The following is a 12,735-nucleotide window of genomic DNA, read 5'->3' on the forward strand; positions in this document are numbered from 1 at the left end:
GAGTTTCCATCGTCATCGACGTGCCGATCGCTTTCGTACGCACCGGCCTAGGTAGCGATATTCAGAAGCAATTGGAAGAACTTGCGGCTGCAAACATCGGAAAGGTTCTCCGCAGAGAATCGCGTTCCTTTGATCCTGTGGCTCGAATCAATAACCAACCCCCAAATTCGACACACGCCGCTCAAGCTCCCAACGGTCCCATCGCCCATCGATGGGCGTCAGAGTGCATTGTACGGTACCCTCGCGAATCCAAAGGGTCTTGCCATCGCCGGTCATTAAAGAGTCCCCGACTTCCTGAAGTTGGCGAAGCTCCTCTGCCCCCATCGACGTCTCCGGCAACGAATCGGTATTTATGGAAATCCAAGTCAGCCAGTTCTTCCGTCAAGGTTGCAAATGCCCGCATGGCCGGGTCACTCCAGAGCGCGACGAGGAACAGCAGACCTCGCTTGATATCTGCAATGGTTTCGAGTGTTGGTTCAGCGACAAACTCGATCTGGTCGACTGGCAGACGAGAGTATTTCCTCAAGAGTTCTTGGCCGTCTAATTCGTCGCCATGGGATAGCCCCATTTGGTATTTCCTCCGCAGTGGCCTGCACCACGCTCTGCTTTCATTGTTGTTGATGAACACTCTGGTACCCTTTTGATCTCCACCCAGAATTTGACGCTAACACCACCTGACGGGATTGCCCGTTTCGACCGACGCCTCAAATACCGTTCGCAGAGCCTTCACGATGTCATCAAAATCAGAAACAAGCCTTGGACGCTGCTCGACCTGGAATTCAGAGGGATACTCAAATCGACATTGCCCGTTCGGTTTCTCCCAACTGCCATCTTCCCAAGGAATTTGCTGGCCACGAATTGCGATTCCAGAGTCGTAGACATCGCCGGTATCCAAATTCTCCCAAGCAATTCCGTCACAGTGCCCGTCAACCTTCTTCCCGCTCTTATGAAACTGCCTGAATCTTGTCGCACGAAACAAGTCTTCGCCCGAAGTCGCATCGACTGCAACGAACTCAAACTCACTTAAGCCAGCATTGACTTCATAACTTCGGGAAAGAATGAAGACACCTCCGTAGGCGGCAACATATTCATAAAGCCCCTTACCAGATGCTATATCAATAAGGAAGGTCTTTACTCCGATCTCTCCGGCAGAGGCAAAGAAGTCTAATTCTTCGATTGCTTTGGCACTCGCTGCTGATGGTGTCAAACCGCCGTTCGCATTTGGGAGTTGCTCTTTCAGAACCCGGAAGTGCTGCCAGCCGACTTCACCCAGAGCCTCTTGGAACTGACGGTAGCCTGTCCAGTTGGAGATGCGTTCGCGAGCAAAGTCCATGCCTTTATGCCCACAGCACGACTGCCCCCATTCGTAATGCTTGGCCCAGTTTTCACCAGAGTTATGCTCTTTTTTGAGATTGATGTAACCTTCGTTATCGACTTCAAGCCATTCACTTGGAAATGGAGGAGGCTTGGTCTTCCCATCTCGAAAGCAGTTACACATCACAGTGGCGTCAAGGCCCATGCGTCACACTCCAAACACTTTGCCCAAAATCGGATTTCGATGTTGCCCGTCGCACTCGTCGCAAAAGTAAGCTTTGTTCCACCGGCCGAAGTGAACTCATCCATCGATGTTTGCTACGATCAATTCCCCGCCCATTGCTTGAGGTTTCCGATGTAGTCAACTCTGGTGAAAGGAATCGACGTAGGTGCGTAAAATGTGTTTACAAGTCTCGACCTTGAAAACCTTCTACCGCTGCCCGAAACGCGCTACGGCCAGCCTGGCGAACGCATCGAGGATTCCAATCGACCGAATGACTTACAAATTTCTGGATCGTGATGTCGAAATCGTCCAATGGAAACTCGATTTCTGTTGCCAGTGATTTTACTCCCAAAATCGCTTCCTCTACCTGCTGTTCTTCGAGATCGGCAAGCACCTCGCCCGTCCGCCAATCGGTTCGATTTACCGTGATCGTTCCGGCATCGTTATGCTTGGGGCTAATGCGAACTTCGACTCCGCCTACGCTTTCTGCACCGGCATTCTGTTTGATGATATAGCATGACCCAATTGAGTAATTCGCCATCACATACTCTCCAAGCACTTGCGTGCTCGAACTTGGACTTCCGATGGGATCGCATCGTTCTCAGCGATATTCTCAAGCAAAGCGTGGAGATTCTTCCCGTCCACTTCGGGGACGCCTGAGTTGAGCAACCGGTGAATCATGATCACGCCAAACTCGGATGGAACCGCTTGAACAGACTGAACGAGGGCAGACTGATAGTCGGGAAGACTTTCTAAAGCATGCACCATTCCCCAGAAAACACCGGCACCGTCATCGGTGGGAAATCGTTCGAATACATTCAGCAGAGAAGCAATTCCCCGAGAGGTGACATCACGGGCAAACAACTCCTCAAGTAATTCGTCCAATCCCAACCATTCTCCATCCACCGGTTGGAAAGCTTGAATATCATCGGCGATGTCTGACTCAGGCCTGCTCATCTCACTCACCTAAAATCTTCACCCAGATCGGTTTTCGTTGTCGTTAATGAACACGCTGGCGGTGATATGCATCGCATTGCCCATCCCCGACTGGGATACTGTTGGTCTCAGGCCGGAAACCCGCCCAGACGAAACGGCAACCGAAGATTGTCATACCGGCTGAACTTCAAAATCAGAGGAAGACTCACCTGGAAGTCTTCGAAGCTCTGAACGACCACGGGTTCAGGACTCGCAGTGGCATCCTCATTCAGATCGTGAAGTTGCTGCGGTCGCTTGATAGTTTCTGAACTTCAGACCTGAATTGATGGCACTGACTTAAAAATCTTCTTTGATAGCACTTCACGAGGACAGAGCTCTACATCGCCAGAACTTGAAATTCGGATATGCTCGATTCCAAGATTTCGCTTGTCGAACCCCCAACCAGATAATGTAACCACTCTGATTGTCAGGAGATCGTTTTTAACAGTGGATCTGGTTGTCTCAATATTTGGCTCCGCTTTCCAGAATTCCTTCTCGTCCAGGACAAATTCCTCACCAAAGGAAAGTCCCTTACCAAACGAACGAAGTGAATCTGAATTTTGTAGAACACAATGACTTGACATCATTGCACCGTCAAAGAACATAAAAATTAGTTGAGATAACACCTGAGGATCGCAGTTTGGAAGTTGTGCCCAATTGTCACTAAGTATGGTCTCAATCTCTTTACCTGCTCTCGTCAACCTAATAGCTCGTCGCTCGTTTGCGTCATAAAGGCAATAAGTCCCAATTCGGATGCCAGGAAAATCAAACTGGCTACACCTTCCAAGAATCATATAGGTTTTGGACGTTGCAAACGGTGACAGTCGCGGGTCAGGTTCGATCTCACGACTGAGGGTGTAGCACTCGCTCCAAACTTCCTCACCGAGGTCTTTTCGAATGAGATCAATAGGCTTCACGATTTCTATTCCCCAACTACTTCGACCAGAACACGGTTGTCCGGTCGCTCATAGAACTGGCCATTGAAAATTTGTTCCACCGGTCGCAGTGAACTCCTCAAGTAATTCGTTCATTTCCAACCATTCTACATCCACCGGTTGGAAAGCTCGAATATCATCGGCGATGTCTGACTCAGGCCTGCTCATCTCACTCACCTATAATCTTCACCCAGATCGGGTTTCGTTGTCGTTGATGAACACGCTGGCAGTGATTTGCATCGCGTTTCCAAAACCCGATTTAGATACTCTAGATTTTTCACCGGAAACCGGCGCTACCGCCCCCAAAAGCACGGCCACCAAAGAACATCTTACCCGCTTAACTTCGAGATGTTTACGCCGAAGTCGTCGCCAAGGTCGCAGAACTTCGGGAGCAGGGAAAGCCCCACATGAAAGTCTGTGAAGCACTGCCTGAGCTGGGATTCAGGCCCCGGACCGGTAAGCTCTGGCGGCATTCCCAGCAAATCGTGAAGCTGCTGCGGTCGTTCGCACCATCTGGCTCGGCACGCATTGCCTGGCACTAAAAACCAACACGTCGGAGGAACTCAGTTAGCGAGTCGGACACCCTCCGCCACTTGCACGTTCCGTCGCTCCAATCAGTGGCGATCACACTGGGATCAGATTCGACGCCCTTCCGAAAGTCGAGAGCTATCCCAACATCATCTCCAGGAAACCGATTGACTGCGATGAAAAACGAACTGCTCACGTCTCGCCACGGAAGGTCAGGCACGCTTATAGAATCGCTGCCTCTCATTTCATGGAACAACGAAGATGAATCCGGATCGTCTGCCAAATGTCCTGATGACTCAGATTCCATCGAGTCCACGGACAAGAAGTCCACCGGATCGTTGAGAAAGGGAACTACCATCTTGATTACGTCGTCGCCCGGATGCACCCATTTTCCGTTATCCATCAATGAGGTGATACATGGCGGCAACGGGAGGCCATTTACAATGACAGTCTCTTGTTTGTTCATCAGGTTTATTCGTAAATCTTGCCGCAGTAGAGGAACGTTGCACACATCTTTCACGGTGAAGCGTCTTTTAGACCTTGATCGGAACCAAACTTAGAGTCATCTGCCCATGCTATTGCCGCTTCAAGAAAATCTTCGATGGTATGTTTTTCCCAACCGCTAACTCCACGTCCAAACTCGTCAGTCGAGTGACTGGCTTCTGATATTCTGTCGGCTTGCAACTTCCGAACAAACTCAAGAAATGATTCTGGGCCATCAACTGTTTCGAGCAACTCGTGAAGCTCCATTCTTCTCTACTCCCCAATCACTTTGACCAAGACCCGCTTCCGACGCCGTCCATCAAACTCGTAATAAAAGAGGTGCTCCCACGGTCCGAGGCGCAGCTTGCCCTCGGCAATCACCACCACCTCGCGTCCCATGATCTGGCGTTTGTGGTGGGCATCTGCGTTGTCCTCGTCGGTTCGGTTGTGTAAGTATCCGCCGCTAACCGGGTCGGTGCCAGAGTTGAAGGGAACAAGTTCTTCCAGCCAGCGGTCGTAGTCCTGATGCAGGCCGCTTTCGTTGTCGTTGATGAACACGCTGGCGGTGATTTGTATCACGTTTCCCCGAACACATTTTGTAACACACTGGCGTTTGTCGCCTCGGGCATGGAAGTCTGCAAAGCTTTGAACGACCTTGGATTTAGGACTCGCACCGGCAAGCTCTGGCGGCATCCCCAACAGATCGCAAAGCTCCTTCGCTCCATTGGTTCGGTTCACTGATACGAGTAGTGAATGCTCTCATTCTTGGCGGGCCCTTCAATCGTCCAATGGAGAGTGAGAACTTCACCATCCAGCTTCATTATGGCCGTATAAAGATCGTCTCGGCAGACATGAGGCTCGACCGACTTCCAAGTGACTTCGTCGGCCTGTTCTAAATCAAACAGGTAAACAGGATGATTGTGACCAAATCGAAGATGTTCTAACCGGAGAGAGTGTGATTCGTGAAGGGCCTTCCAACGATAGACGTTTTTGAAAGTAAGGTCTTTTCCCGTCTCCGGTTTCCACATCCCGTCCTCGTGGAACAACATCGTATCTGAATCAACGCTCTCGACCACAACCGAACCTCGCCCTTCCCCATTCCAGCCACTGTTGCTCGTCGTGCCTGCTGTTGCTTTGAACACCAGAGAGTTCACCCTCGACAGTCGTTTCCACACTGTTTCAAGATCAAATGCAATTTCCATATTCACTTTCCGATCACCTTGACCAGGACATGGTTGTCCCTTCGCCCGTCGAAATCGCCATAACAGATTTGCTCCCACTGCCCGAAATCCAATTTTCCATTAGTGACGGCGACGACGACTTCCCGCCCATGATTTGTCTCCTCACGTGGGCATCGGCGTTGCCTTCAGGTCGGACACAACCACGGCCAATGGCAAGTCACTATCGACGTAATGGCGATGTCCCGCGCATAGAGGACAGATCATCCTATCACCCCATTCCTATGACATTTCGCGAAGGTCAAGCAGCACCACCGACGGGTCCCACGCTACGATGCCTGCTCGAATCATCGCATCCATATAGATGACATCATCGTTGTTGCGACATCCGAAACCGGAAGAACCAATAAACCTAACAACAAGCACGGTCAAATGTGGTGGCATTCCCAGCAAATCGTGAAGTTGCTGCGGTCGTTCGCTCCTACTAAGAGGGCCGACGATTCAACTCGTCTCCAATCAGAAACCAAGGAGTGAGGCAGAACCATGCCTCCCCGGTATCGCAGTCCATCGTCCGCTGAACAGCCTTCCTGCAAGATTCTCCATCGACAATTGACCAAGGACTCATTTGGAAAAGTTCGTCGTCATCGAGCCTATATCCGTCATCATCCAGATACCACGGCTGTCTTTCGTCTTCGTCTTCCTTCTCGAGCAGTGCAAGAATCTGTGCTTTTTCATCGTCAGTCCCTCGAAAGCACCCACGGAGCAGCTCCTTCGTTTGATCTTGCACGGCAAATCGAAACTGATGACTCCGATATGCCACCGTGATGACTTCTTCATGTTCAGGGTTCGCCATGCCGCCTTCCAAGCACATTGTCCAGCACGATCAAGGTTGTATCTCAAGTGAACTGCCAAGTGAAATGCTGTTTCTCGCAACTGATACACTTGAAAAGACTGATTTCTCGCAGGGACTCTGGCACTAACTCGTAGTCTGCCTCCCACGCTCTGGGTTCATGCTCCCAGTAGTGCCATGACTGAGGAACTCTCTTGGACTCTTCGCATGATGTCGGCACTCCAACGAACTCACACCACTCTCCGCAGCACATCGGCCAGTCTTGATACTGCAAGAAGAGAGGGATGTCCGGAGTCCTGTGAAACTCTTCCAAAGAAGCCTGCTTGTCCTTCGCAAAACGGTTGATGGTCTTCTGAATCCTCGGTCCGATGTCCTTTTCCACATTCTCGCCGAGAATGCACTTTGCACACAGTTCAGAGATTTCGGGTTCTTCCCTGGCGAGATCGGGATTCGCCGCTTGATCTGGATTCAGAATCAAACCGTTGTAGTTGTAGATCGGCGACTCATCCGACTCACAGAAATGGCATACTGTTCCACCGCATGGAAACATTGCATCTTCACAAATGAAGCGAAAAGTCGTTCCCATGCCTTCACTCTCCAATCACTTTCACCAAGACCCGTTTTGGCCGACGACCACTTCCCGACCCATGATCTGCCGCTTCATGTGAGCGTCAGCGTTGTCTTCGCCTGTTCGATTGTGGGCGTATCGCTGAGAAGACGCATCGAACGAGACCAGACCTTCCAACCATTTCTTATAGTCGTTACGGAGTCCCGATTCATCATCATGGATGAAAACAGAGGCCGTAATATGCAATGCGTTCCCCAAACACACCGCATTACACACTGCCTTTCGTGGCATTTGGAGCAACGGAGGGCTGGTCATAAGTCGCTTGCGTTCTCGACTTTCAACTCTCCAAACATTGGGCCGAGTTCTTCGAGTGTGCGAGACGTTACCTCGATTGGACCGGCTCCGTCGAGTTCGTAATAGTCTCCGAATCGACCAATGCAATCCCGCCAGTCCTCAATTGAGTTGTACTCCTTATGAAGCAAATCCGAGTACAGCGTGTCGATAGGTTCAAATATGTCCCGATTAATCAACCGGCCCTCACATCGGGCGAATTCGATACTATCGAGGATCAGATGCATTCGAACGCAAATATCCGGCAAGTCTTCGCTACGCACGGCAATCGGATCTAGCGCGGGACGAATCACTCGCCCCCCACAAACCACTGCCGAATTCAGCCACTCAAGACTCATACTGGCTATTGTCCCTCTACTCCCCAATGATCTTCACCAGCACCCGCTTCCGACGCCGTCCATCAAACTCGTAGTAAAAGATGTGCTCCCACGGCCCCAGGTGCAGCTTGCATTTAGTAATAGCCACAACAACTTCTCGTCCCATGATCTGCCGTTTGTGGTGTGCGTCGGCGTTGTCTTCGCCAGTGCGGTTATGCAGGTAGCCGCCGCTGGCCGGGTCGGTGCCGGGGTTGAAAGGGACGAGTTCTTCCAGCCAGCGGTCGTAGTCCTGATGCAGGCCGCTTTCGTTGTCGTTGATGAACACACTGGCGGTAATATGCATCGCGTTCCCCAAACACACCGCACTACACACTACCGTTTGTGGTCGAGGGTCAAACATCATCTCCTTCTTGCTCGTGGAGGAATCGTTCATGACTCCAATCCAGGTGGCTCAACTGAGTCAGTCTCACGTCTTTAGGAAACTCGCACCATGCCAAGACTCTGCACGAGATTTGTTTCCCGACGGCCGGGAAGCTGTCGGGAAACGTCAACTTTTGATTTGGGGTAGTCTCGATAGCCTCGAAATGAATGATCTCCAGAAGCGCCGGGATTTCGGGCAACTCGTCCAGCGTGACCCAAACACCGTACTGTTGCTGGTTCTTGACGACTCCAGTCATTGGCGTCCCGGCAGGATAGGTAACTATCAGCTTGTCCCATTCGTCTTGAGTGAATTCGTTGGTCAATTCGCTTGCTCCGAGGTAAATTCTTGTTGGGGTACTTCATCTAATCGTTTCGATGCAAGTGTTTCAAATCAGCGAGCATCCGCTCAAAGTCTTTCGCGCACAACTTGGCTAACTCGCTGGGCCGCATCCAGAAGGAAAGCTGCCCCAGTTTGGACAGAAGTTCCTCGTTCTCTCCATTTGACAGTCTCTCTTCGGCCCACGCGTGATATCGTGGTGCTTCCCTCAGCCGAAAATGCATCGGTCCATCTTTCCCCTGCTGAAACACGACTCTCACTCCCCAATAATCTTTACCAAGATCCGCTTCCGCCGTCGCCCATCAAACTCGTAGTAGAAGATGTGCTCCCACGGTCCCAGGTGCAGCTTGCCTTTGGTGATAGCCACCACCACCTCGCGCCCCATGATTTGCCGCTTGTGGTGGGCATCGGCGTTGTCTTCGCCGGTGCGGTTATGCAGGTAGCCGCCGCTGGCCGGGTCGGTACCAGGGCTAAAAGGAACGAGTTCTTCCAGCCAACGGTCGTAGTCCTGATGCAGGCCGCTTTCGTTGTCGTTGATGAACACGCTGGCGGTGATATGCATCGCATTCACAAGGACCAGGCCCTCGGCTACTTCGCTCTCAGCAACTATTTGCTCGACTTCGTTATGAATCGAAATGATCGCCCGACGTTTGGGCACATCCATCCACAGTTCTTTTGTCAGTGACTTCATGGTTTCCTCCGGTTGCCCATTGTAGCGGGCAATTCTCTGAGACACATCTAAAAGGCGTGCCTGGGGAACGCCATATGAATTGCCGCTAGTTCGCAGGGCGCATGAAAAAAGGCTCGCACAGGGCGAGCCTCTTTCGGTTGATTGTTTCGCTGCTGCCGACAGGTTTACGAGGGCGAGGTGGTCGAGCAGTCGGACTTCAGGTCGAAGTTGTATTCGTTGCGGTCACCGCTGACGTTTACTCGCAGTTGCGATTTGCGGTTGTAGCAGGCCGGAATGGCGTCGGGCGGAAGTTTGGCAGGCTTAACGCCTTCTTGCGTCACTTCACCGTCCGCTTCTGCATCCGAATTGAAGCCGAGGATCTTGCGATCCATGCTCATCTCGACAACCTTTTCGCCAGCCATGATCCCCATGGCACGTTTGTCGAAGTGCAGCTCGTAATAGCCGCTGGAATCGGTCTTGGCGTACGAGAGCTTTCGAGTCTCGGTGTCAGTGAACGTGATGATGGCGTCGACCAATGGCTGGCCGTCGAGAGTCACGGTGCCGGACACGGGAATCAACTCAAGTCCGCGATAACTAGGCCGTGGGCGTGGATCGCATCCGCAAATCGCGGCGACGATCATCAGACCGAACAAAAACTTGAGAGGGGCAGGGTTTGTCATCGTTCTTATCGGTTTCGTAATTTTAAATCACAGTCGATGGTTCGTGGGGAACAATCGAAAGGCGAAAGCTTCCAAGCGAGTTTCGCCTGACGCAGCTTGGCGGAACATGATCGATCCGCCAAACCGTTGTCGCGAGATCGGGTAGCGTTAGTACGACCCAATCACTTCGCGGCCATTGCGGCTGCCGAGAGCGCGGTAGGTATTGAAGTCGATGGTCTGCGGCACGAAGCGAACGCTGCCATCGCACAACACGAACTGAGCGCCGCCTGGGTGGTAGCTGCCGAAGGCAAGCTGAGCGACCACGCCTGAGATGGAAGGATCGAGCGCGGCGTTCATTACCACGTTCATCGAACCGGCGACTTCGCAGAATTCGGTACCGCTGTTCTGGCCCGTGTCGGTTGCGTTCCATCCGCCAGTCTGAGGAGCGCCGATGTACCAGTGATCCATGGCGTTACCGTCGCGGGCTTCGTCGGGATCGGTGTAGGTTTCGCCAATGGCAACAGTGTTCGACAACCCGTCGACGACGTCGGCGAAACGAGTCGAGCTCAGGCCGTACATCACACCGTCTTGCTTGTACATGCCGAGGTGGACTTCCCCCGAAGAGACATTGGAATTGGTGTTGCCGAGGGCCTGCGACGATGCCACGCAAAGGTACGAACCAGGCACGCGTCCTTCGATGCCGTTGTTGTCGACCGCCTTGGGAATCGCCATGCTGGGGCAGCGATAGCCATCGATGTATGTCGCACAGGCCGCTTCGTTGGCGCTGCCAGAGTTCCAGTTACCATCGCCACCTTCCTGCCAGATGAGCGTCTCAAACAAATTGTTCAATTCCATCTGCGGCAGAATCGCAGCGTGCCACGAGGCTTCCAGGTTATTCCAGCCGTAAGGCAGGCACTTGTTGGTATCGTGATAGTTATGCAGGGCCAGTCCCAATTGCTTCAAGTTGTTCTGGCAACTCATGCGGCGAGCAGCTTCACGAGCCTGCTGAACGGCTGGTAGAAGCAGGGCGATCAACACACCAATAATGGCGATGACGACCAGCAATTCCACGAGCGTAAAACCACGCCGGCTGTTGGAAGGGTTCGATGACATTGGACAGCTCATCAACTTCACTCTAAATCAATTAATACACATTTGATTAAAAATACCTTACGGACGAACCAGGACATCGCCCTTATTCGGTCCGACGAGCGTTAGTAGAACCACGATCTGAAATAGTGCCCAGGGTTCAATTTTGTTGACAAGCGACAATTCATCGAAACCTCATAGAGGACCTCGATCACGTGCGACTTCTGGGGGTAGGCGGCTTCGCAAAACAAAGAGTTCTGTGCGCGATTGCGAGAGTGAATATTTCTATCCCTAAACCGAAACGGCTACTTCTGGTCGTTTTCGGGCTTTCGCATGAAGGGAAGCGATAGTCCGCTAGAAAAGCTCTGAAAGGAGATAACGGTCGGGTAGACTGTATTGCGCAAGACCAAAGCGTGAACCAAACGGCGTTAAAGAATGTCTGATACGGCACTTATCGTCATCCCGCTGAGCGAGGTCCTCGATGCAAATCCTTACCACCCGACCTGATATCTATCTTTCGCCGTTCACGTCGAGCGACAGTACCGCTTGTGTCGAGCTGCTTCAGGAGAAGGATGTGCACGAAGGGCTGCTGCTGATGCCCTATCCTTATGGCCCCGGCGACTTTGAGACTTGGTTTTCGTTCGTCGCGGAAGAAACGGCCTTGCTTCAGAGCCCTGGCCAATTGGCGATTCGGCAATCTCCAGGCAGTTTCCTCGGGGGCATCGGGACGAAAGACCTGGTGCTGGGGCATCGCTGCGAGATCGGCTATTGGCTCGGCAAGCCTTACTGGGGCCAAGGCGTCATGCCGACCGTGGTTGGGCCTTTCTGCGAGTACCTGCACGAAACGTTCTCGCTGGTGCGGATTACGGCGACCGTATTCGCCAACAATCCAGCGTCGATGCGGGTACTCGACAAGTGCGGCTTCCAGCGGGAAGGCATCCTGCGAAAGCACTACCGTAAGCATGGCCGCTTCATCGACGGCGTGCTTTTCGCGAAGGTGTGGTAGCGGCGAGGCCGAGCTACTCGCTCCCGCCGGTCCACTCGAGCACCGCCAGGATCGCCAGGTGGTCGGACGCGACCGCTTCGTCCAGTACCTGGAACTCGACCACTTTCCACTGGCTGGCGGGACGTAGCAGAATGAAATCAATCTGCCGCTCCGGGTCGTCGCTGGGGATCGTGGCGACCGGCTCGGCGTTGGCCTGAGTCCAATGCGGGGCCAAGATCTGCAGAGCCTTGCTCTCAGGCACATCGTTCAAATCGCCAGCCAGCAGGGCGGGGCGGTCGCCCCAGTCCTTGGTCAGCTTATTGATCTCTTCGCACGAGGCGATGCGGTCGGCATTGTGCGAACGATGATCGAGATGGGTTGCCAGGACCTTGAGCGAAGGCTGCAGGCCAGGGACGCGGATATCGGCCTCGATCACGCCCCGCGGTTCGCCTGGATTGACTTGGGGCAGGCGGTGATTGGTCATCGAGATCGATGGATAGCGGGTCAGAATGGCGTTGCCGTATTGCCCGCCTTGCAGTTTCAGATTGCCGCCAAAGACGCTATTCATCTTCAGCATCTCAGCAAGTGTGGCCGCTTGATCCACCTTGCCGGTTCGGGACGTATTCTGATCGACCTCTTGCAAGGCGATGATGTCAGGCTTGGCTGCAGCAATGGTGTCGGCGATTCGTTTCAGATCGAGCTTGCGATCGGTCCCTTCGCCGTGGTGAATGTTGTAACTCACCACGCGAATTTGGATCGGCTCGCTGGCGATCGCTGCCACCGGAAGAACAAGCGAAAGAACCCAAGTTACCGGTAGCAGCGTCGATCGAATCACGATGGCAAACCTTTGCGG

General features: G+C 52.8%; 20 protein-coding genes. 3 read left to right on the forward strand and 17 right to left on the reverse strand.

Annotation, left to right across the window (positions count from 1 at the left end):
• The first annotated feature begins 352 nt into the window (after positions 1-352).
• Entirely contained in the window at positions 353-544 is a 192-nt protein-coding gene (locus AB1L30_RS10940; RefSeq protein WP_367013452.1) for a hypothetical protein, read from the forward strand.
• A 120-nt stretch (positions 545-664) separates the two neighbouring features.
• Here AB1L30_RS10940 and AB1L30_RS10945 read toward each other — a convergent pair whose 3' ends face one another.
• From AB1L30_RS10945 to AB1L30_RS10960, 4 genes are all read right to left on the reverse strand, one after another.
• Entirely contained in the window at positions 665-1,519 is an 855-nt protein-coding gene (locus AB1L30_RS10945; RefSeq protein ID WP_367013453.1) for a hypothetical protein, read from the reverse strand.
• Positions 1,520-1,718: 199 nt separating this feature from the next.
• A complete protein-coding gene (locus AB1L30_RS10950; RefSeq protein ID WP_367013454.1) occupies positions 1,719-2,081 on the reverse strand; it encodes a hypothetical protein in 363 nt (120 codons plus the stop codon).
• Positions 2,078-2,494 (reverse strand): hypothetical protein, encoded by a 417-nt coding sequence (locus AB1L30_RS10955; RefSeq protein ID WP_367013455.1) that lies wholly within the window; start codon positions 2,492-2,494, stop codon positions 2,078-2,080. The genes AB1L30_RS10950 and AB1L30_RS10955 overlap by 4 nt, the downstream gene beginning before the upstream one ends.
• Positions 2,495-2,784: 290 nt before the next feature.
• Positions 2,785-3,429, reverse strand: a complete 645-nt coding sequence (locus AB1L30_RS10960; RefSeq protein WP_367013456.1) for a hypothetical protein — start codon at positions 3,427-3,429, stop codon at positions 2,785-2,787.
• A 425-nt stretch (positions 3,430-3,854) separates the two neighbouring features.
• Between AB1L30_RS10960 and AB1L30_RS10965 the strand changes: the two genes are divergently transcribed.
• On the forward strand, positions 3,855-3,989 hold the full coding sequence (locus tag AB1L30_RS10965; RefSeq protein ID WP_367013457.1) for a hypothetical protein: 135 nt from the start codon (positions 3,855-3,857) through the stop codon (positions 3,987-3,989).
• A gap of 502 nt (positions 3,990-4,491) precedes the next feature.
• Here AB1L30_RS10965 and AB1L30_RS10970 read toward each other — a convergent pair.
• The 12 genes from AB1L30_RS10970 to AB1L30_RS11025 all read right to left on the reverse strand — a co-directional run bounded on the left by AB1L30_RS10970 (position 4,492) and on the right by AB1L30_RS11025 (position 10,921).
• On the reverse strand, positions 4,492-4,725 hold the full coding sequence (locus tag AB1L30_RS10970; protein WP_367013458.1) for a hypothetical protein: 234 nt from the start codon (positions 4,723-4,725) through the stop codon (positions 4,492-4,494).
• A 6-nt stretch (positions 4,726-4,731) separates the two neighbouring features.
• Positions 4,732-5,037, reverse strand: a complete 306-nt coding sequence (locus AB1L30_RS10975) for a YjbQ family protein (protein ID WP_367013459.1) — start codon at positions 5,035-5,037, stop codon at positions 4,732-4,734.
• Positions 5,038-5,192: 155 nt separating this feature from the next.
• On the reverse strand, positions 5,193-5,660 hold the full coding sequence (locus tag AB1L30_RS10980) for a DUF6314 family protein (protein ID WP_367013460.1): 468 nt from the start codon (positions 5,658-5,660) through the stop codon (positions 5,193-5,195).
• Between the two features lie 2 nt (positions 5,661-5,662).
• Entirely contained in the window at positions 5,663-5,752 is a 90-nt protein-coding gene (locus AB1L30_RS10985) for a hypothetical protein (RefSeq protein WP_367013461.1), read from the reverse strand.
• A 368-nt stretch (positions 5,753-6,120) separates the two neighbouring features.
• On the reverse strand, positions 6,121-6,489 hold the full coding sequence (locus tag AB1L30_RS10990) for a hypothetical protein (protein WP_367013462.1): 369 nt from the start codon (positions 6,487-6,489) through the stop codon (positions 6,121-6,123).
• Between the two features lie 43 nt (positions 6,490-6,532).
• The gene (locus AB1L30_RS10995) at positions 6,533-7,072 is read right to left on the reverse strand and encodes a CbrC family protein (RefSeq protein ID WP_367013463.1); all 540 of its coding nucleotides are present in this window, start codon (positions 7,070-7,072) and stop codon (positions 6,533-6,535) included.
• A gap of 21 nt (positions 7,073-7,093) precedes the next feature.
• On the reverse strand, positions 7,094-7,369 hold the full coding sequence (locus AB1L30_RS11000; protein ID WP_367013464.1) for a YjbQ family protein: 276 nt from the start codon (positions 7,367-7,369) through the stop codon (positions 7,094-7,096).
• 390 nt (positions 7,370-7,759) lie between these two features.
• Entirely contained in the window at positions 7,760-8,155 is a 396-nt protein-coding gene (locus tag AB1L30_RS11005) for a secondary thiamine-phosphate synthase enzyme YjbQ (protein WP_367013465.1), read from the reverse strand.
• Complete coding sequence (locus AB1L30_RS11010) at positions 8,115-8,465, reverse strand: hypothetical protein (RefSeq protein WP_367013466.1); 351 nt, start codon at positions 8,463-8,465, stop codon at positions 8,115-8,117. Before AB1L30_RS11010 ends, AB1L30_RS11005 begins: the two co-directional genes overlap by 41 nt.
• A gap of 270 nt (positions 8,466-8,735) precedes the next feature.
• Entirely contained in the window at positions 8,736-9,170 is a 435-nt protein-coding gene (locus AB1L30_RS11015) for a secondary thiamine-phosphate synthase enzyme YjbQ (RefSeq protein ID WP_367013467.1), read from the reverse strand.
• Between the two features lie 164 nt (positions 9,171-9,334).
• Positions 9,335-9,829: a carboxypeptidase-like regulatory domain-containing protein gene (locus AB1L30_RS11020; RefSeq protein WP_367013468.1), complete on the reverse strand. Its 495-nt coding sequence runs from the start codon at positions 9,827-9,829 to the stop codon at positions 9,335-9,337.
• Between the two features lie 147 nt (positions 9,830-9,976).
• Positions 9,977-10,921 carry a DUF1559 domain-containing protein gene (locus AB1L30_RS11025; protein WP_367013469.1) on the reverse strand — a complete coding sequence of 315 codons (945 nt, stop codon included), beginning with the start codon at positions 10,919-10,921 and terminating at the stop codon, positions 9,977-9,979.
• A 457-nt stretch (positions 10,922-11,378) separates the two neighbouring features.
• Between AB1L30_RS11025 and AB1L30_RS11030 the strand changes: the two genes are divergently transcribed.
• On the forward strand, positions 11,379-11,903 hold the full coding sequence (locus tag AB1L30_RS11030; protein ID WP_367013470.1) for a GNAT family protein: 525 nt from the start codon (positions 11,379-11,381) through the stop codon (positions 11,901-11,903).
• A 13-nt stretch (positions 11,904-11,916) separates the two neighbouring features.
• Here the strand turns inward: AB1L30_RS11030 and AB1L30_RS11035 are convergent, their stop codons facing one another.
• The gene (locus AB1L30_RS11035; RefSeq protein ID WP_367013471.1) at positions 11,917-12,717 is read right to left on the reverse strand and encodes an endonuclease/exonuclease/phosphatase family protein; all 801 of its coding nucleotides are present in this window, start codon (positions 12,715-12,717) and stop codon (positions 11,917-11,919) included.
• Between the last annotated feature and the right edge of the window lie 18 nt (positions 12,718-12,735).

Origin of the sequence: Bremerella sp. JC817 (assembly GCF_040718835.1) — a bacterium.
Classification (GTDB): domain Bacteria; phylum Planctomycetota; class Planctomycetia; order Pirellulales; family Pirellulaceae; genus Bremerella.